At 67.9% G+C, this 19,020-nt stretch carries 13 protein-coding genes; 8 read left to right on the top strand and 5 right to left on the bottom strand.

The window, feature by feature from the left end:
• Positions 1-313 precede the first annotated feature (313 nt).
• From LVY72_RS10735 to metG, 7 genes are all read left to right on the top strand, one after another.
• Complete coding sequence (locus LVY72_RS10735; protein WP_237820632.1) at positions 314-2,218, top strand: acetolactate synthase large subunit; 1,905 nt, start codon at positions 314-316, stop codon at positions 2,216-2,218.
• Positions 2,219-2,220: 2 nt separating this feature from the next.
• The gene (gene ilvN, locus LVY72_RS10730; RefSeq protein WP_237820630.1) at positions 2,221-2,733 is read left to right on the top strand and encodes an acetolactate synthase small subunit; all 513 of its coding nucleotides are present in this window, start codon (positions 2,221-2,223) and stop codon (positions 2,731-2,733) included.
• Between the two features lie 46 nt (positions 2,734-2,779).
• The gene (gene ilvC, locus LVY72_RS10725; protein WP_237820628.1) at positions 2,780-3,805 is read left to right on the top strand and encodes a ketol-acid reductoisomerase; all 1,026 of its coding nucleotides are present in this window, start codon (positions 2,780-2,782) and stop codon (positions 3,803-3,805) included.
• 166 nt (positions 3,806-3,971) lie between these two features.
• On the top strand, positions 3,972-5,561 hold the full coding sequence (gene serA, locus LVY72_RS10720; protein WP_237820626.1) for a phosphoglycerate dehydrogenase: 1,590 nt from the start codon (positions 3,972-3,974) through the stop codon (positions 5,559-5,561).
• Between the two features lie 200 nt (positions 5,562-5,761).
• Positions 5,762-8,530, top strand: a complete 2,769-nt coding sequence (locus LVY72_RS10715; protein WP_308190755.1) for an ABC transporter permease — start codon at positions 5,762-5,764, stop codon at positions 8,528-8,530.
• A complete protein-coding gene (locus LVY72_RS10710; protein ID WP_237820622.1) occupies positions 8,527-9,279 on the top strand; it encodes an ABC transporter ATP-binding protein in 753 nt (250 codons plus the stop codon). Before LVY72_RS10715 ends, LVY72_RS10710 begins: the two co-directional genes overlap by 4 nt.
• Before the next feature lie 306 nt (positions 9,280-9,585).
• Positions 9,586-11,148, top strand: coding sequence for a methionine--tRNA ligase (gene metG / locus LVY72_RS10705; RefSeq protein ID WP_237820620.1), 1,563 nt, complete (start codon positions 9,586-9,588; stop codon positions 11,146-11,148).
• A gap of 100 nt (positions 11,149-11,248) precedes the next feature.
• Here the strand turns inward: metG and LVY72_RS10700 are convergent, their stop codons facing one another.
• From LVY72_RS10700 to LVY72_RS10680, 5 genes are all read right to left on the bottom strand, one after another.
• Positions 11,249-11,746: a hypothetical protein gene (locus LVY72_RS10700; RefSeq protein ID WP_237820618.1), complete on the bottom strand. Its 498-nt coding sequence runs from the start codon at positions 11,744-11,746 to the stop codon at positions 11,249-11,251.
• Between the two features lie 77 nt (positions 11,747-11,823).
• On the bottom strand, positions 11,824-14,289 hold the full coding sequence (locus tag LVY72_RS10695; RefSeq protein WP_237820761.1) for an ABC transporter permease: 2,466 nt from the start codon (positions 14,287-14,289) through the stop codon (positions 11,824-11,826).
• A 32-nt stretch (positions 14,290-14,321) separates the two neighbouring features.
• The gene (locus tag LVY72_RS10690) at positions 14,322-15,089 is read right to left on the bottom strand and encodes an ABC transporter ATP-binding protein (protein ID WP_237820616.1); all 768 of its coding nucleotides are present in this window, start codon (positions 15,087-15,089) and stop codon (positions 14,322-14,324) included.
• A 103-nt stretch (positions 15,090-15,192) separates the two neighbouring features.
• On the bottom strand, positions 15,193-15,870 hold the full coding sequence (locus LVY72_RS10685) for a response regulator (protein WP_308190762.1): 678 nt from the start codon (positions 15,868-15,870) through the stop codon (positions 15,193-15,195).
• A gap of 60 nt (positions 15,871-15,930) precedes the next feature.
• Positions 15,931-17,112 carry a sensor histidine kinase gene (locus LVY72_RS10680; RefSeq protein ID WP_237820612.1) on the bottom strand — a complete coding sequence of 394 codons (1,182 nt, stop codon included), beginning with the start codon at positions 17,110-17,112 and terminating at the stop codon, positions 15,931-15,933.
• Positions 17,113-17,353: 241 nt separating this feature from the next.
• On the opposite strand from LVY72_RS10680, the gene LVY72_RS24665 reads away from it, so the two are divergent.
• Entirely contained in the window at positions 17,354-18,889 is a 1,536-nt protein-coding gene (locus LVY72_RS24665; RefSeq protein WP_237820610.1) for a sensor histidine kinase, read from the top strand.
• Positions 18,890-19,020 lie beyond the last annotated feature (131 nt).

The following is a 19,020-nucleotide window of genomic DNA, read 5'->3' as shown; positions in this document are numbered from 1 at the left end:
GCACCGCTCCATGCCCTGCCGGGAGTCCAAAAAGCGGACATGGTGTCCATATAATGAGATTGGCTGGGGTGCGTTTGACAGTGGCGTCGGCGGAGCGCCTAGACTGAATGACATGCAGATCGAAACCGTCGTAGTCGTTATCGAGCGCGTGGCCTAGGCCCGGCTGGACCATCTACGTCACGCGCGGAACCCCATCGGAGCCAGCCGGCTCGGCGGGGTTTTTTTATTTGCAGAAGAGCCAGAGCCGTCTACCCGGACCGGGAAGCGGCCAGCACATCAACCAACAACAGAAGATCCGTAAAGGAAGAGCCCGATGACTAAGGGATCGCCAATCAGCCCCTCGCTGATGGCCAACAAGGCGCCGGCCAAGTCCGGCGACGCTGTCAGGACCAAAGATGTAGCTGCCTCTGTCTCTTCCATCGTGGACGCGGTCAATCCCGTACAGGGACCCAACAACATCGTGCCGCCCACAGAAATGACCGGCTCACAAGCCGTTGTCCGTTCACTGGAAGAACTGGGCGTCACCGACGTCTTCGGGTTGCCGGGCGGGGCCATCCTCCCCACCTACGACCCGCTCATGGATTCGACCCGGATCAACCACATCCTGGTACGCCATGAACAGGGAGCAGGCCACGCAGCCCAGGGTTACGCCATGGTCACCGGCAAGGCAGGCGTCTGCATCGCCACCTCCGGCCCCGGCGCCACCAACCTCGTGACCCCCATCGCCGATGCCCACATGGACTCCGTGCCCATGGTTGCCATCACCGGACAGGTGAGCAGCGCCGTCATCGGTTCCGACGCCTTCCAGGAGGCGGACATCGTCGGCATCACCATGCCGATTACCAAGCATTCATACCTGGTCACCAAGGCCGCGGATATTCCGCGCGTGCTGGCCGAGGCCTTCTACATCGCCACCACGGGCCGCCCCGGCCCGGTGCTGGTGGACATCACCAAGGACGCCCAGCAGGCCACCACCACGTTCTCCTGGCCGCCGAAGATCGACATTGCCGGCTACCGCACGGTGGTCCGCGGCCACGCCAAGCAGGTCCGCGAAGCCGCCAAGCTGATCGCTGCGGCCAAGCGCCCGGTGTTCTATGTGGGTGGCGGCGTGGTCAAGGGGCATGCCGCCGCTGAGCTGTGCGAGCTGGTCGAACTGGTTGGCGCGCCGGTGGCCACCACGCTGATGGCCCGCGGCGTCTTCCCCGACTCGCACCCGCAGCACGTGGGTATGCCGGGCATGCACGGCTCGGTCTCGGCCGTGACGGCGCTGCAGCAGGCGGACCTGCTGATCACCCTGGGGGCGCGCTTCGACGACCGCGTCACGGGCGTGCTCAGCACCTTTGCCCCGGAGGCCAAGGTTATCCACGCCGACATCGACCCGGCGGAGATTTCCAAGAACCGCACAGCCGATGTGCCGATCGTCGGCTCGGTCAAGGAGATCATCCCGGAACTGACCGAGGCCTGCCGCGAGCTGTTCGCCGCGGAAGGTGCGCCGGCGCAGGCCGAATGGTGGACCATGCTGGACAAGCTGCGCCAGACCTACCCGCTGGGCTTCACCGAGCCCGAGGACGGGCTGATGGCCCCGCAGCGGGTCATCCAGCGGATCGGCGAGCTGACCGGACCCGAGGGCGTCTACGTCGCCGGCGTCGGCCAGCACCAGATGTGGAGCGCCCAGTTCATCAAGTACGAGCGGCCGCATGCCTGGCTGAATTCGGGCGGGCTGGGCACCATGGGCTACTCCGTGCCTGCGGCGATGGGTGCCAAGGTCGGCAACCCGGACCGCGTGGTCTGGTCCATCGACGGCGACGGCTGCTTCCAGATGACCAACCAGGAACTGGCCACCTGCGCGCTGAACAAGATCCCGATCAAGGTGGCGGTGATCAACAATTCCTCGCTGGGCATGGTGCGCCAGTGGCAGACGCTGTTTTACGACGGCCGCTACTCCAACACCGACCTGCACACCGGCCACGAAACCGTCCGCATCCCCGACTTCGTCAAGCTGGCCGATGCCTACGGCTGTGTCGGCCTGCGCTGCGAACGCGCTGAGGATATCGATGCGACGATCCAGAAGGCCCTGGAGATCAATGACCGCCCCGTAGTCATCGACTTCGTGGTCAGCCCCAATTCGATGGTGTGGCCGATGGTGCCCTCCGGCGTGAGCAACGACGACATCCAGATCGCCCGGGGCATGACCCCGGCCTGGGAAGAGGAGGACTAGGAATGTCCAGACATACACTGTCCGTATTGGTGGAGGACGTCCCCGGCGTGCTCACCCGCGTGGCCAGCTTGTTTGCCCGCCGGGCATTCAACATCAATTCTTTGGCTGTAGGCCCCACGGAGGCTCCGGGATATTCCCGGATCACCGTGGTGGTCGACGCCGAAGGTGACCTGCTCGAGCAGGTCACCAAACAGCTGAACAAGCTCATCAACGTCATCAAGATTGTCGAGCTGGTTCCCGAATCCTCCGTGCAACGCGACCACATCCTGGTCAAGGTTCGTGCGGATGCCGCAACACGGCTGCAGGTAACCCAGGCAGCAGATCTGTTCCGCGCCTCAGTGGTCGACGTGTCTACCGACTCGCTGGTCATCGAGGCCACCGGCACCGCCGAAAAGCTCACTGCGCTGCTGTCAGTGTTGGAGCCGTTTGGCATCCGCGAGATTGTCCAGTCCGGCACGCTGGCCGTCGGCCGCGGTTCCCGGTCCATGAGCGACCGGGCCCTGCGCTCGGCCTGATGCCCGCCCCGATCCCCAGAGAACAACCCAACAGGAGAAACCCAAAGTGACTAAGCTCTACTACGACGACGACGCCGACCTGTCGATCATCCAGGGCCGCAAGGTCGCCGTTATCGGTTACGGCAGCCAGGGCCACGCCCACGCCCTGAGCCTGCGCGACTCCGGCGTCGACGTCCGCGTCGGACTGGCCGAAGGCTCCAAGTCGAAGGCCAAGGCCGAGGCCGAGGGCCTGCGTGTCCTCTCCGTTGCCGAGGCCACTGCCGAAGCCGACCTGATCATGATCCTCACCCCGGACCAGGTCCAGCGCTTCGTCTACGCCGAGGAAATCGCACCGAACCTCCAGAGCGGTGACGCGCTGTTCTTCGGCCACGGCTTCAACATCCGCTTCGGCTACATCCAGCCGCCGGCCGACGTCGACGTCGCCCTGGTCGCGCCGAAGGCCCCGGGGCACACCGTGCGCCGCGAATTCGAGGCCGGCCGCGGTATTCCGGACCTGATCGCCGTCGAGCAGAACTTCACCGGCAAGGCCAAGGAACTGGCGCTGTCCTACGCCAAGGCCATCGGCGGCACCCGCGCCGGCGTCATCGAAACCACCTTCACCGAAGAGACCGAGACCGACCTCTTCGGTGAGCAGGCCGTGCTCTGCGGCGGCACCTCCCAGCTGGTGCAGTACGGCTTCGAGGTGCTGACCGAGGCCGGTTACAAGCCGGAGATCGCCTACTTCGAGGTGTTGCACGAGCTCAAGCTCATCGTCGACCTGATGTGGGAGGGCGGCATCGCCAAGCAGCGCTGGTCCGTTTCCGACACCGCAGAGTACGGCGACTACGTCTCCGGCCCGCGCGTGATCACCCCGGAGGTCAAGGAGAACATGAAGGCCGTTCTCGCCGACATCCAGAACGGCTCCTTCGCCAAGCGCTTCATCGACGACCAGGATGCCGGAGCTCCGGAGTTCAAGTCGCTGCGCGCCAAGGGCGAGGCACATCCGATCGAGGCCACCGGCCGCGAACTGCGCAAGCTGTTCTCCTGGGCCAAGTCCGACGACGACTACACCGAAGGTTCCGTCGCCCGCTAGCCCGCCACAGCCCGCCCGGTGGCCGGCCAAAAGGCCGCCGGGCCGGCGTGGAGGTCAGGCAATATGGCCGGATTCACAATGTGACCGTAAGGTAACAGTGTGAGTCCGGCCGTTTGCCGTTCTAGACTAAGTGCATCCCCGATTGCATCGCAGAAGGAACATCCCTGTGGAAAAACCAGTAGTTCTTCTTGCCGAGGAACTGTCACCTGCCACCATCGACGCCCTCGGTCCCGACTTTGAGATCCGCCAGACGGATGGAGCGGACCGGTCCCAGCTGCTTTCTGCGATCGCGGACGTGGACGCCATCCTGGTGCGTTCCGCCACCAAGGTCGACGCGGAGGCCATCGCCGCCGCCAAGAGGCTCAAGGTCATCGCCCGCGCCGGCGTCGGCCTGGACAACGTCGACATCAAGGCAGCCACCCAGGCCGGCGTCATGGTTGTCAACGCGCCGACCTCGAACATCGTCTCGGCCGCGGAACTGACCGTGGGCCACATCCTGAGCCTGGCCCGCAACATCCCCGCCGCCAACTCCGCGCTGAAGAACGGCGAATGGAAGCGCTCGAAGTACACCGGGACCGAACTGTACGAGAAGAAGGTCGGCATCATCGGCCTCGGCCGCATCGGCGCCCTGATCGCCGCCCGCCTGCAGGCCTTCGAGACCCAGATCCTGGCCTACGACCCGTACGTCACCAGCGCCCGCGCCGCCCAGTTGAACGTCAAGCTGGTGAGCCTGGACGAGCTGCTGGAGCAGTCGGACTTCATCACCATCCACATGCCCAAGACTCCGGAAACCGTGGGCATGATCGGCAACGAGGCGTTCGACAAGATGAAGGACACCGCCTACGTCGTCAACGTCGCCCGCGGCGGCCTGATCGACGAAGACGCCCTCTACAGCGCGCTGAAGGAAGGCAAGATCGCCGGCGCCGCCATCGACGTCTTCGTTAAGGAGCCGAGCACCGACCTGCCGATCTTCGGCTTCGACAACGTCGTGGTGACCCCGCACCTGGGTGCGTCCACCGACGAGGCCCAGGAGAAGGCCGGCATCTCGGTGGCCAAGTCGGTTCGCCTGGCGCTGGCCGGCGAGCTGGTCCCGGATGCCGTCAATGTGGCCGGCGGCGTCATCGACCCGGAGGTCCGCCCGGGCATCCCGCTGATCGAGAAGCTGGGCCGGATCTTCACCGCGCTGACCCACACCTCGGTGACCCAGATCGACATCGAGGTGGCCGGCGAGATTGCCGCGCTGGACGTGAAGGCACTCGAGCTTGCCGCGCTCAAGGGCGTGTTCAAGGACGTCGTCTCCGAGCAGGTGTCCTATGTCAACGCGCCGGTCCTGGCCGAGCAGCGGGGCATCAACACCCGCCTGATCACCACTCCGGAGTCGGAAGAGTACCGTAACGTGCTCACCATCCGCGGCGCGCTGTCCGACGGCGCGCAGATTTCGGTCGCGGGCACCTTGACCGGTCCGAAGCAGATCCACAAGATCGTGGGCGTGAACGGCTACGAGGTGGAAATCCCGATCAGCGAGCACCTGGTGGTCTTCACCTACGACGACCGTCCCGGCGTGATCGGCGACCTCGGCCGGCTGCTCGGCGAGGCCGGGATCAACATCGCCGGCATGCAGGTCTCCCGCAACGAGGACAGCAAGCAGGCCCTGGCCCTGCTGACCGTGGACAGCTCCGTCCCGCAGGAGGTCATGGAGCAGGTCCGCGAGACCGTCGGGGCCACCGTGGCCCGGGTCGTGGACTTGGCGGACTAAGCCTCGGGTTAAACCTGCCATAATTGGACGAAAGCCCGTTGACTCAACGCTGTTGGGGCATCGGGCCTTCGTTTGTTCCGGGCCGGTGCCAAGGATTTGTTCTATTTGATGCGCAGAGACGATTTGACGACGAGTAACGAGATTTGTGAGGACAGGCGATGAACCCCGCGGCACGATTCCTACGGAGCCGTTCGCTGGTAGTGACAGTGGTGGTGCTGATCGCCTCGATGGTCCTGTCAGTGTTTATCCAGGAGCGGGCCCAGGTGGCCATTAACGATGTGGTGGACAAGAACGCCCGCGGCATCTACGACATCCTGGTCCTGCCCAAGGACACCGAGGACGCCGGGGGCACCCTGCGGCAGCCGGACGTCCTGACCGGCACCGGCGGCATTACCGCCGCGGAGCTGAACAAGGTCCGCGGGGTCTCGGGGGTGGCCGTCGCGGCCCCAATTTCGCTGGTCTCCAAGGTCATCCAGGACGCCCAGGTTCCGCAGCTGAAGGCCACGGACTACGTCGGCTACAACCCGAACACTGAAGCGTTCATCTCCCAGCAGGGGATCTCCGACGCCGCGCCCAAGGCCCAGTGGCCGGCGCCGGACTCCGTACTCAGCGCCGAGCCGAAGCGCTACCGGATCACTGCCAAGGCCGAGTCCTCCGATGGCAAGAACAACACCGTGCTGTTCGAGAACAGCGCCCAGGGCACCCTGGGCCAGGCCAAGGTGGTGACCGAGAAGGTCGCCGGCGGCACCAGCGTGCGGACCGTGGCTCCCGAAGGCGAAACCGGGATCAAGTTCCCGGACCCCGCCGGCGGCACCTTCCACGGGAACTTCGACGCCACCATCGCCCTGCCCGTGCTTCCGCAAATCTCCGAGACCGTCGTCGCCGTCGATCCGATCGCCGAGCAGGCTCTGCTTGGTGATGCCGGCTCCTTCCTGGCACCGCTGGCCAAGGCACCGGACGCGTCCGGACGCAACGCCGAGGAGGTCGGGGGGCGGTTCATGAACCGGATGAGCCAGGGTTTCTCCGCCGAGGACGTGAAGTCCGGTATCGAGTACGAAGGCCTGCCGTTCAAGTACTGGAGCCCGTTCCTGTTCCAGTACCAGTCCGCCAAGGAAGCCGGCAGCCTCACGAAGGATTCGCAGGTCATTCCGATGGTCGTCCGCGCGGGGACCGAAGTGAACCTGAAGTACACGGTCACCATCGAGGAGATCGACGACGCGGGCAACACCATCGCCAAGGTCGGCTCGGTGAGCAAGAACCTGGGCGACGAGTACCTGCCGTTCGCCAGCAGCAAGCCGTTCGAGCTGCGCTGGCCCGGCGGTAAGGACTACAACTACCTGCTGGGCTCCGGCGGCATCCAGGTCGCTTCCGGCCTGTACCAGCCGGCCAAGTGGTCCACCAACTTCGTGTCCAGCCCCGAATACACCGCGGGCAAGGCCGAGGCCAATGGTGCCACGGACCAGACGGTCATTCCGCAGGGCTGGGTCCAGGTGAACCAGCTGCCGGAGAAGACCCTGTCCTGGCAGACCGAGGCGGATAAGACGCAGCGCGAACCGGTGGAGGAGCAGTCCTACCGCCAGAGCCTCAAGGCCGGCACCGACGCCTCGACCCCGCTGCCGTTCGTATTCGGTACCTTCGACGCCGACAGCGTCCGCGCTGCGGCCGGCGACATCAACTACCTGCCGCTGGGCGGCTATGATCCGACCCCGCTGACGCTGACCAAGGACGCCCAGGGCAAGGACGTGGACCCGACCACCTTGAGCCCGGGCCTGAGCGGTGCCGGGCTGGCCACCCAGTCCGCCGGTGCCATCACGGACTACACCGGACTGGCCGCCGTGCGCGGCACCTCCACCGACGATGCCGTCATCGACGCCGTCCGCGTGCGGGTGAACGCCGCAGGCAGCTGGCAGAGCACCCGGGAAGAAATCGCGGCCGTGGCTGCGGACATCGCGGCGCTGGGCCTGCATACCGAAATCGTGGCCGGTTCGGCCCGCGAAGACGTGACCATCAATGTGCCCGAATACCGCAAGGACAACCTGGGCACCGTTTCGGACCTGGGCACGGTCGCTCAGTCCTGGGTGCGCCAGGGCTCCGCTACCGGGGTGCAGAATGCGCTGAGCTCCTCCAGCGTGGCGCTGCTGGCGCTGACCGTGGGCGGCGCGGCGCTGGTCACCGCGGCCAGCACGATCACATTTACCCGGAACCGCCGGACGGAAGCCGTGACCCTGCGGGCCATGGGCTGGACCCGGCGCAAGATCAGATCCTGGTTCCTGAACGAGCTGCTGGTCGGCGGTGCGGCCATCCTGGCCGTGGCGGCCGTGGTGGTGGCGCTGAGCCGCAGCTGGGTGACTGCCGTGGTGGCTGCCGCGGCCTTGGTGATCTACCTGGCGGCGTCGTTCACTTCGGCCGCGCTGCTGAAGCCGCATCCGCGGCAGGAGCCGGCCCCGGTGGCCGGCGACAAATCGCCGATGGTGGACAACGCCAAGCAGTATGCGGCCCGCCAGCTGCTGACCAACCGGTTCAACGCGGCCGCCGTCGCCGTCTCGGTGGGTGTCCTCGGTGCCGCCGCCGGTGCCTTGGTGGCGGTGCTCGTGGACCTGCCCCGCGCCGTCGGCAGCTCGGCCCTGAGCGTGCTCGCCGTCAACCAGCTCAGCGGGCTCAACCTGGCCTTGGCGCTGCTGGGCGTGCTGGCCTCGCTGATGCTGACGCTGATTACCGGCCGCTTCGACCTGCCGCGCAAACGAGCCCAGTGGGCGACGCTCTCGGCCATGGGCTGGGGCCCGGCGCTGCTGCTGCAGCTGCGCCGCTGGGAGGCAGGAATCCTTGCGGTGCTCGCCCTGCCGCTGGCGATCCTCGGCTCGGTGGCGATCACCCTGGTCATTGCCCCGCACGCCGTCCTGCGCGCGGCGCTGGCCGCCATCCTGGCCCTACTTATCTGGTTTATCGTGACGACAAGGACGCGGAAATGAATGAGGACCCGACAAACAATGTGACCTCCGGCCCGGCGGCAACCGCCGAAGAGGAAGTCCAGACCCGGTCGAACACGATCGTCCGTCCCACGGACCACCAGATGCCGCTGGAACTGCGTGGTGTCACCATCCGCTACGAGGGCGGGGGAGCGGACCCGCTGACCATCGTGGAGGACTTCAACCTCGGGCTCGAGGCAGGCACCATGCACTGCCTGGCCGGCCGCAGCGGTTCGGGCAAGACCAGCATCCTGACCGTAGCCGCCGGGCTGACCATGCCCACAGCCGGCGAGGTGCTCTGGGAAGGCCAGTCGCTGGACGCGATGGACGACGACGAGATCTCGGACCGCCGCCGCGCCCTGATCGGCTACGTGGACCAGGGCGGGGCGCTGATCGACGGTATGAGTGCCCTCGAGAACGTGCTGCTGCCGGCGGTGCCCGATGGCCAGGTGGCGGAGCGGACCGAAATGGCCAAGAACCTGCTCGGCCTGGTGGGTCTGGGACGGCGCATGCACCACCGCCCTGCCCAGCTCTCCGGCGGTGAACGCCAGCGCGTGGCTATCGCCCGGGCGCTGATCCTGGGCACCAAGGTACTCGTGGTGGACGAGCCGACGGCCAGCCTGGACCGCGAGCACGCAAACCAGATCATCGGGATCCTCAAGGACACCACCCGGGACGGGATCACCGTGTTGGTGGCCACCCACGACCAGGAACTGATCGACGTCGCGGACAGCCGCACCTACATGAACTAACCCCGCGGTATCCGCGGAGCCTAAGAGAGCAGCCAGGGTTCCCCGTGCGCGAAGCGTGCGGGGCAGGCTGCGAACGCCGGCGACGGCGGCACCTGCCGCCGTCGCCGGGCTTTTAACATCGGATCCAGGCCAGTCCGTGCAGGAATCGGACTTTTTCGGCCCGGTTCCGGTCATCCACGGCGGGGTTTTCCGGTAGGTGCGCGGCCGGCGGCTGGAGCGGCCGGTCAATAAAGTCCCAATCGTGCCGCCGCCGGCGGGCCGCGGCAGTTTCGACAAGGCCGGAGCCGAAGCGGTAATTTCTATAGGGTGACCCCAACAGCTCCGAAGCCCCCGTTCTACATCACCACGGCTATTTCCTACCCCAACGGTGTCCCGCACATCGGCCATGCCTATGAGTTCATCGCCACCGATGCCATGGCCCGGTTCAAGCGGCTGGACGGGCATGACGTGTTCTTCCTGACCGGAACCGACGAACACGGCCAGAAGATGCTGCACACCGCACAGAAGGAAGGCATTACACCGCTGGCGCTGGCCAAGCGCAACTCGGATTTCTTCCAGGCCACGCAGGACAAGCTGGGCATCAGCTACGACCGCTTCATCCGCACCACTGAAGCCGACCACTATGCGGCCGCGCAGGCGATCTGGAAGCGGATGGAAGAAGCCGGGGACATCTACCTGGACAAGTACGAGGGCTGGTACTCGGTCCGCGACGAGGCCTACTACGGCGAAGACGAGACGGTGGTCCGGGAGGACGGCAAGCGCTACTCGATCGAGACCGATACCGAGGTCACCTGGACCGAGGAGGAGTCCTACTTCTTCCGGCTGTCGGCCTACCAGGACAAGCTGCTGAAGCTCTACGAGGACCAGCCCGACTTCGCCGCCCCGCGGACCCGGTTCAACGAGGTGATCAGCTTCGTCAAGGGCGGCCTGGCGGACCTGTCCATCAGCCGCACGACCTTCGACTGGGGCGTGCCGGTGCCGGGCAGCCCCAAGCATGTGATGTACGTCTGGGTGGACGCCCTGACCAACTACCTGACCGGGGTGGGATTCCCGGACACCGGCACCGATTCGTACCGCAAATGGTGGCCCGCCGATGTGCACGTGATCGGCAAGGACATCTCGCGGTTCCATGCCGTCTACTGGCCGGCGTTCCTGATGAGCGCGGGACTGCCGCTGCCCAAGCGGGTGATGATCCACGGCCACCTGTACAACCAGGGCGTCAAGATGTCCAAGTCCCTGGGCAACGTGATCGCCCCGGCGGACTGGGTGCAGCAGTACGGGCTGGACCAGATGCGCTTCTTCCTGCTGCGCGAGGTACCGTTCGGCGCGGACGGCTCGTACAGCCATGAGGCCATTGTGGGCCGGATGAATGCGGACCTGGCCAACAACCTAGGCAATCTGGCCCAGCGTTCATTGTCCATGGTGGCCAAGAACTGCGCCGGCCAGGTCCCGCAGCCGGCGACACTGGCCCCCGAGGACCACGAACTGCTGGCCAGGACCGAGCGGCTGCTGGAGAAGTCCCGCGCGGCCTACGAGGTGCAGGACTTCCACGGTTCGCTCGAGGCGATCTGGAGTGTGCTGGGGGATACCAACGCCTACTTCGCGGACCAGGCGCCGTGGGTGCTGCGCAAGACCGACGTCGAACGCATGAACACGGTGCTCTACGTGACCCTGGAGGTGCTGCGGATCGTCTCGATCCTGGTCCAGCCGGTCATGCCCACGTCCGCGTCGCGCCTGTTGGAGGTGCTTGGCCAACCGGAGGGCGAGGCCCGGGACTTTGCCGCGATCGGCACGGCCCTGGTGCCCGGCACCGTCCTGCCGGCCCCGCAGCCGATCTTCCCCAAGTACGAGGAACCAGCGGCCGACTGACCCGCACCAACCTGCCCGGTATTGCCCGCGCAATACCGGGCAGGTCCGCGTTTTTGCCCACCGTACCCGCCCGAATACTGGGCTGGTCCAGGCGCACCGGCTACTTGGTGAACCGTGCCGGAGCCGTGCGCCGCATGATGTCGGCGACGGTCTCCTGCTGCCGGCGGACCAGCTCCAGCAGGTCGGTCAGCCGGCTGCTGTCCAGCTGCGGCTGGGCAGGGGCGAGCTCCAGCAGGGTGCGCCACAGGCATTCCTTGCCCTTGAGCGCAGACTGCAGCAGTTCCAGCTCCAACTGTCCGGTTGCACCCCCGCCGGAGCGCAGCGGGTTGACCGGATTCAGCTTGCCCACCACGGCTCCGGCCCGTGCGGCCGCGGCCTTGAACAGGCTGCGGTGGTAGCCCAGACTGTGCATGAGCTGCTTGAGCTCCCGCCGCTCGCCCGCTACCTCGCGCTCGATCCCGGCTAGCACCGTCGCGGCGTCGGTGCCCTTCCAGGTCCGTTTGGCCGCGTTGAACATGCGCAGCCCCGCTGCGGACCCCACCAGGTGGCTGTCCAGGTAGGCAGCCAGCGCCTTGTCGTCCAGCTGGAGCGCAGGCATTCTTCTATTGCGGAACATGGCGTCCCCTCGTCGTCGCCGGAGCATGAGTTGGTGCCTGCCATCTTTGCAGATCCGGCCTAGGTTGTCGCCAGCCCTTCCACCGGGGACAGCCGGGCGGCCCGGCGGGCCGGCAGTACCGATGCCAGCAAGCCGGCCACTACCGCCACGGCGAGCACGGCCGCCAGCTGCAGCCAAGGCAGGGACGGGGCGACGTCGCCAAAAACCCCCAGCGCCGAGCGTGCCCCCAGCCAGCCGTACAGTACCCCGAGCACAGTCCCGATCAGTGCTGCCACCCCGGCGACCAGTACCGCCTCCAGCGCGAGCATCCCGCGCAGCTGGCCGGTAGTCAGCCCCAGCGCCCGCAGCAGCGAGGACTCGCGGGTGCGCTCCAGCACGGACAGCGACAGCGTATTGGCCACCCCCACCAAGGCGATCAGCACCGCCACCGCCAGCAGCCCGGTGACCACCAGCAGCATCACGTCGATAATCTGGTTGAACGCCGCGCGCTCGATCGCCGCCCCGGAAAGCTGGTAGTCATTGACGTTCAGCTCCGCGGCCAGGTCGGTGCGCAGCTGCATCAGTTCGGCCGCGCCCAGCTCCCTGTCCACGGCCAGCCACAGCTGCGGTCCCGCGCCGGCGTCTGCCTGCTCCGGTGCGGGTCCGCCGAGCTCCTCGGCCACCGCGGCCGAAACCAGCGGCGGGAAGAATCTGCTGCCGGTCTCTACGGCGGTCAGGGTCTTCGAGCCTTCCGCCCCGGCCACGGCCAGGGTCTTGACGCCGGATCCCTGGGGGACCAGCACGGTGCCCGCATCGAGCACCAGCGACTTGTCCTGGAGCAGCTGTGCCTGGCCCGGACCGAGCCGGTAGACGGGCGTCTGCGAGCCGTCGATTTCGGTGCTGCCGGCCACCGTTACCAGCCCGGCGGCAGTGACGCCCTCGTGCCGGGCGGCAGTCCGGGCCGCGGCTTGGTCCAGCGGACGCCCGTCCAGGGCACGGTCCGTGACGGTGATGTCCACCGGATACTCGGCACCCAGCTGCGTATCGAAGACCTGCCGGGCGGTCTGGGCACCGGTCATCATCATGGTGACCAGCGTGACGCCAATCAGCAGCGCGGCAGCGGTGGCCGAGGTGCGGCCGGGATTGCGCACCGCATTGACGGCAGCCAGCCGGCCCGGCACGCCCAGCGGCCGGGCCAGCTGGCCCACCCCGCGGACCAGCGGCGGCACGAACAGCGAGGCACACATGAGCAGCCCGACGAAGGACAGTGCGCCGCCGGGCAGCGCAATCAGGAGGTTGGCGGTCGTCGCGCCCAGCGCGAGGATAGCGCCGCCGGCCACCGTCAGGACGAGGCCCGCGGCAAGCCGGACCTTGCCGCGGCGGTTGCCCAGCCGGGCGTCATCCACCGGGCGCAGCGCGGCCAGCGGTGCGACGGCGGTGGCGGCCCGGGCCGGGGAAAGGGCCGCCAGCACCGTCATCACGACACCGGCCAGCAGCCCGGCGGCCACCGCGTGGCCGGGCACGGCCAGTACGGCGAATTCGGTGTCCGGCTGCCGCTGCAGCACAGCGATGATCCCGGCCATCAGTCCGATGGCACCGAGCACGCCGAGGATGGAGGCGGCGGTGCCCACCAGCAGGGCCTCGACGATCACCGAGCGGCGGATTTGGTTGCGGCCGGCGCCAATGCAGCGCAGCAGCGCCAGTTCGCGGGTGCGCTGGGCGACCAGCACGGAGAAGGTATTGGAAACCACCAGCGCGCACACCAGCAGGGCGATCAGCGCGAAGGCCAGCAGGATGATGGTCAGCTGGTCCTGGCCGCCGGTGAACATGGCGACCACGGCCTTGGTCTGCTCATCGGCCGTGCGCACCACCACGGACCCGGCGCCGTCCAGCGCGGATTCGACGGCGGCCTTCGCCTCGGTGACTGAGGTTCCGTCCGCGACCCTGGCCTGGATGCTGGGATAGTAGCCGGAGTCGCCGGCCAGGCGGGCGGCGAGGACCGGCAGCGCGTGCAGCTGCGGCTGGCCCATCAGCAGCGGGTCCTTGGAGGCCTTCACCACTCCGGTCACCGTAGCGCCGGCGGCATCCTTGAGATCCCGTGCGGCCACCGTCCCCGAGCCCGCGGCGAGCTTCAGGCTGGTGCCGGCGGCCAGGCCGTACTTGGCGGCCGTCGTGTCGTCCACGGCCACCTCGCCGTTACCGGCAGGCAGCCTGCCGGACACCACTGTCAGCGAGTCCAGGGACCGCGGGGCCAGGTCCTGCATCAGGCCGAAGCCGGCCTGGGTCCCGGACCCGAAGGCCACCCGGGAATGACGCTGGGCATAGACCTCGGCCACCCCGTCCGCCTTCGCCACGGCGGCGGCCATGGCGCCGTCGAGTTCTCCGTCCTCCCCGGCGGTTACCACCAGGTCCGCATTGCGGAAGCCGGCCCCGATGCTGTTGGCCAGCGAGGCCTCGGTCGAGGCATTGACCATCAGCGTGGCGGTCAGGAAGCCCACCGCCATCACCACGGCCAGGCCGACGGCGACAAAGCGCCGGGCATGCATCCTCACCTGTGCAAGTGCTACCTGCAGCATGTTCAGGCCCCCAGCTTCGCCAGGGCACCCAGCACGCTGTCCGCGTCCGGATGGTCCAGTTCGCCAACCAGTTCGCCATCATTCATCAGCACCACGCGGTCCGCATAGGATGCGGCCACCGGATCGTGCGTGACCATGATGATGCTCTGGCCCATTTCGACGGCGGAGCGCCGCAGCAGCGAGAGTACCTCCGCCCCCGCCTTGGAATCCAGGTTGCCGGTGGGCTCGTCCCCGAACACTACGTCCGGCCGGGTGAGCAGGGCACGTGCGACGGCGACGCGCTGCTGCTGGCCGCCGGAGAGCTCGTGTGGGCGGTGCCGGAGCCTGTCCGCGAGGCCGAGCGCGGAGGTCACCTGGCGGAACCAGTCCCGGTCCGCGGTCCCGCCGGCCAGCGCCACCGGCAACAGGATGTTCTGCTCGGCGGTCAGCGTGGGCACCAGATTGAAAGCCTGGAAGACAAAGCCCACGCGCTCGCGGCGCAGCCGGGTGAGCTGCTTGTCCTTCAGCCCGGTGATGTCGGTGCCGCCGATCCAGACCTGGCCCGAATCGGCGGTGTCCAGCCCGGCCAGGCAGTGCATCAGGGTGGATTTGCCGGAGCCGGACGGGCCCATGATGGCGGTGAACCGGCCCTGCTCGAAGCTGACATCGACGTCCCGCAGGGCGTGGACGCGGGTGTCGCCGGAACCGTAGGTCTTGTTCAGCGACAAGGTCGCAGCGGCGGCGGTGGCCGGCCTCGCGGCGGCCGGTGATTGCTCGGATGTTGTAGTCATACTCCGAGCCTATGAAACCGCAGGTCAGCCGGGCATCAGCCGCCAGGCTGGTATCCGGACGCAGGGACTCATACCACGGGTGGAGATCCGGCCTTCGGCAGTGTCACGGGACCGGCGTGACGATGCCCGTCTCATAGGCGATGACCACTGCCTGCACCCGGTCCCGGGCACCGAGCTTGGCCAGGATGTGTCCGACATGGGTCTTGACCGTCGCCTCGGACAGGTACAGCTGTGCGGCAATTTCCGGGTTGGAGAGCCCCTGGGCAATCAGCAGAAAGACCTCGCGCTCGCGGGGCGTCAGGGAGTCCACCGCTGCCGTGTGCCGGCCGGTCTCCGGGCCGGGGGCGCGCAGCAGCGGCGCCACATGGTCCAGCAGCCGCCGTGTGGTGGAGGGAGCTATGACGGCATCGCCGCGGTGGACCGTGCGGATGGCCGCCAGCAGTTCCTCCGGGGGCGCGTCCTTGAGCAGGAAGCCGCTGGCCCCGGCCTGGATGGCCGCCAGTGCGTATTCGTCCAGATCGAAGGTCGTCAGCACCACCACCTTCGGACCCTGGGCCGTGTCGGTCGCACCGGCCCGCCCGAGCAGCTTCCCGGTGGCCTCGATGCCGTCCATGTCCGGCATGCGCACGTCCATCAGCACGACGTCGGCGCTCGCCGCGGCCAGCGAGGCGAGCGCCTCCCGGCCGTTGCCGGCCTCGGCCACTACCTCCAGGTCCGGCTGGGAATTGATCAGCATCTTGAGCCCGCCGCGGACCAGTTGCTGGTCATCGACCAGCGCCACCTTGATGGGTCCTTCGGCGGTATTGATGGGTCCTCCGGCAGCTGCTGTCTCGGTCAATACTCAGGCCTCCGTGTACGGAATGAACGCCGTAACCCGGAATCCGCCGCCAGTGCGCGGTCCGGTCTCAACCGTTCCATCGTAGAGGGCGAGCCGCTCGGCCATGCCGGTGATGCCCTGGCCGCCGCCGGACGGATCGGCGCCGGCGCCGCGGCCGTCGTCGTCGACCTGCAGCTGCAATCCCCGGGCGGACCAGGTTAGCAGCACCGAGGCGGAGGCTGCCGGCCCGGCGTGCTTGAGCACGTTGGTCAGTGCCTCCTGGACCACCCGGTAGGCGGTCAGTTCGGCGCCGGCGGGCATCGGCCTGCGGGCAGCGCCCTGGACCCGGTAGTCCACGGCAAGGCCGGAGCGGCGCACCGTGTCCACGAGCGTACCGACGTCGGCCAGCGACGGCAGCGGCCGGGTGGAGGCCGTTTCATCCCCGCGCAGCACGCCCAGCAGGCGCCGCATGTCGCGGAGCGAACCGCGGCCGGTTTCGGCAATCGTGGCCAGCGTAGTGCCGGCGACGGCGGGATCCTGCGCGCTGGCGTAGCGCGCGCCGTCGGCCTGGGTGATGATCACGGAGAGCGAATGAGCCACGATGTCGTGCATCTCCCGTGCAATGTGGTTGCGCTCGTCGGCCGCGGCCAGGTCGCGTTCCTGCTGGCGTTCGATCTCGAGCCGGCGGGCCCGCTCCCGCAGGGCCTGGACCGCCAGGCGCCGGGTGCGGGCCAGGTCGCCGAAGGCCCATGCGACCAGCACGACGGCTTCGGTGGCTATCATTCCGACGACGTACATCGGTACCAGTCCGAAGGTCAGGACGGCACCGGGCATGAACCAGTAGCGCACGATGAACAGCACTCCGCCCAGCAGCGCCAGGGCCAGGCCGCCCAGGCTGGCCCAGCGTGGGGCGTAGGCCGCCAGCGAGTAGACGGCCACTAAGACCAGCACGTCCGCCGCCGGCGCCGGATCGATTCCTAGGAGCACCTGGGCCAGGCAGACTGCTGCCGTGGCGGCACCGGCCTGCCAGGTCCGGGTGCGCCGCCAAGCCAGGGGAAGCACCAGCAGGGTGGCCACGACGAATGCCGCCGGACTCGCCGCCAGATAGGGCAGCGCCAGGACGGCGAAGGCCAGCAGCATGGTGATGAGATCGACTTTGGCGGCGTTGGCCTGGAGCCAGCCGTAGAGTTTGTGGTGCAGCCGCATGATCATCGACTCTAGGCGGTGCCGGGGCGGCCGGGCATCATTCCCTCGGCTGATTCGCCGCCGGCGGACCGGCGAGGTTCTGAGGCTGCCCTTGTGGACCGGCGAGGTAAGGCTACGATGAGAGAGCGCGGGTGGTTGCCCCCGGCGTCGGCCGGGGCCCGCACGGTGGTGGTGCGAGGGGAGAACTCGTGAGCGCTGCAGTCTGTACCTTTTGCCGGTCTAGCCAGATGGCGGGCTGAGGGTGGTTGACACCGACCCGGTGGCGAATGCCAGACAAATGCGGCGGGCCCTGGCCTCGCTGGCCGAGGACCTGAGCCTGGAAGAGGTGCTCGAGCGGCTGGCGGAGGCCGCCTGCCGTTCGGCCCATGCGCACCGCGGCGAGATTGCCCTTTCGGGCGCGGAGCAGCAAGCCTGCGATGTCGTCACTCTCGAAATCAGGCAGGGCAGGGCCCGGCGGTCCGCACAGCGGCTGTCCGGCCCGGACGGGGTGCCGGACCCGGATACCGCGACCTTCCTGGCGGTTCCGATCCGGATCCGGGGCGCCGTGCTGGGCAGCCTCTACCTGGCGGACAAGGCGGGGGACGGAGGCTTCACAGCCGAGGACGAGGAACGGTCGGCGGCGCTGGCGGCGTTGGCCGGCGCCGCAATCGAGAACGCCATGCTGTCCAGGGAGACGGCAGCCAGCCGGCACTGGTTGGAGGCAGCCATGGAACTCGCGGGGACCATTCTGGGCATGGTGGGGCAGCAGGAATCCGAGGCCCTGCACATGATCGCCGAGCGGGCCATGCAGGAGTCCGATTCGGTCGTGGCTGCCGTAGGGGCCCCGGACCCGGAATCCGGGGCGGTCCGCTGGCTGCTGGGTACCGGCACCGAGGCGCCGGCCGCGATCGGGAGCACCGTGGCGGCGGCCGCCCCTGTCCTGTCGCTGCTCGAGCTCGAAAACCCCCGGCCCCTTGCCGATGCTGCCCAGCTGCTCGGTCCGGCAGCCCGCGGCGTGCTGGGCCCGGGATTGTTGCTGGCGCTGGGGCCGCGGGGCGATGACCGCCGCGTCCTGCTGCTGGCCCGCGGACTTGGTGCGGTTGAGTATCGGCAGTGGGACGTGGATGTGATCGGGGTATTCTGCCAGCATGTCTCGATGGCCCTGGAACTGGGCAACGTGTACCGGATGCGCGAGCAGCACTTGCTTTTCGTCGACCGTGAACGCATCGCCCGGGACCTGCATGACCTTGTGATCCAGCGCCTTTTCGCGGCCGGGCTGAACCTGCAGGGCATGCGCCGCTTCAGCACCGAACCCAGCCAGCTTGAACGCATTAGGGACATCACTGCGGAGCTGGACCAGGTCATCAAGGATCTGCGCGATACGATCTACTCGCTGCGGGAGCCAGCGGAGGGCCCTGGATTGCTCAGCAGCCGCGTGACGGCAACGGTGCGCGGGGGTACCGCCTCCCTTGACTACACGCCGCAGTTGAAATTTTCCGGGCCGGTCGATGACGTCCCGGCCACCGTTGCCGAGCACGTGGTGGCCGTTGTCCTGGAAGGACTGAGCAATGCGGTCAGGCATTCGGGTGCGGACAGCATCTGGATTTCCCTCGTCGCGGACGACCACCACCGGCTTGAACTGACCATCGCCGACAATGGCCGGGGACTGCCTGTACCCGCCCGGCGCAGCGGCCTGGTCAATATCGAACGGCGGGCCCGGTTGCTGGACGGGACCTTCCGGGTCGAGTCGGCGCCGGGTCAGGGGACCCGGCTGATCTGGACGGTGCCGCTGCCGTAGCAGCCGGCGCCAGTGCTTTGGCCGGAACGGTTGACCGGGGTGGGGATCGGGCTGGCTTGCCCGGACGCTTCAGTGGGCGGGTGGCCGTCCCCGCCTGCTGAATGCCGGCGGGGAGTTCGCCGCAGGGATTC

It is taken from the genome of Arthrobacter hankyongi (assembly GCF_022012395.1).
In the GTDB taxonomy this organism is placed as follows: Bacteria; Actinomycetota; Actinomycetes; order Actinomycetales; family Micrococcaceae; genus Crystallibacter; species Crystallibacter hankyongi.
Note: the sequence above shows the minus strand (reverse complement) of the source record. Positions and strands in the feature narration are given on the sequence as shown.

Excerpts from the sequence above, each read along its gene's own strand:
- LVY72_RS10680 (WP_237820612.1), bottom strand. The coding sequence starts at position 17,112 with ATGCGGCTGCACCACAAACTCTACGGCTGGCTCCAGGCCAACGCCGCC.
- LVY72_RS10700 (WP_237820618.1), bottom strand. The coding sequence starts at position 11,746 with ATGCCTGCGCTCCAGCTGGACGACAAGGCGCTGGCTGCCTACCTGGAC.
- LVY72_RS10735 (WP_237820632.1), top strand. The coding sequence starts at position 314 with ATGACTAAGGGATCGCCAATCAGCCCCTCGCTGATGGCCAACAAGGCG.
- ilvN (WP_237820630.1), top strand. The coding sequence starts at position 2,221 with ATGTCCAGACATACACTGTCCGTATTGGTGGAGGACGTCCCCGGCGTG.
- LVY72_RS10710 (WP_237820622.1), top strand. The coding sequence starts at position 8,527 with ATGAATGAGGACCCGACAAACAATGTGACCTCCGGCCCGGCGGCAACC.
- LVY72_RS10690 (WP_237820616.1), bottom strand. The coding sequence starts at position 15,089 with ATGACTACAACATCCGAGCAATCACCGGCCGCCGCGAGGCCGGCCACC.
- LVY72_RS10695 (WP_237820761.1), bottom strand. The coding sequence starts at position 14,289 with ATGCATGCCCGGCGCTTTGTCGCCGTCGGCCTGGCCGTGGTGATGGCG.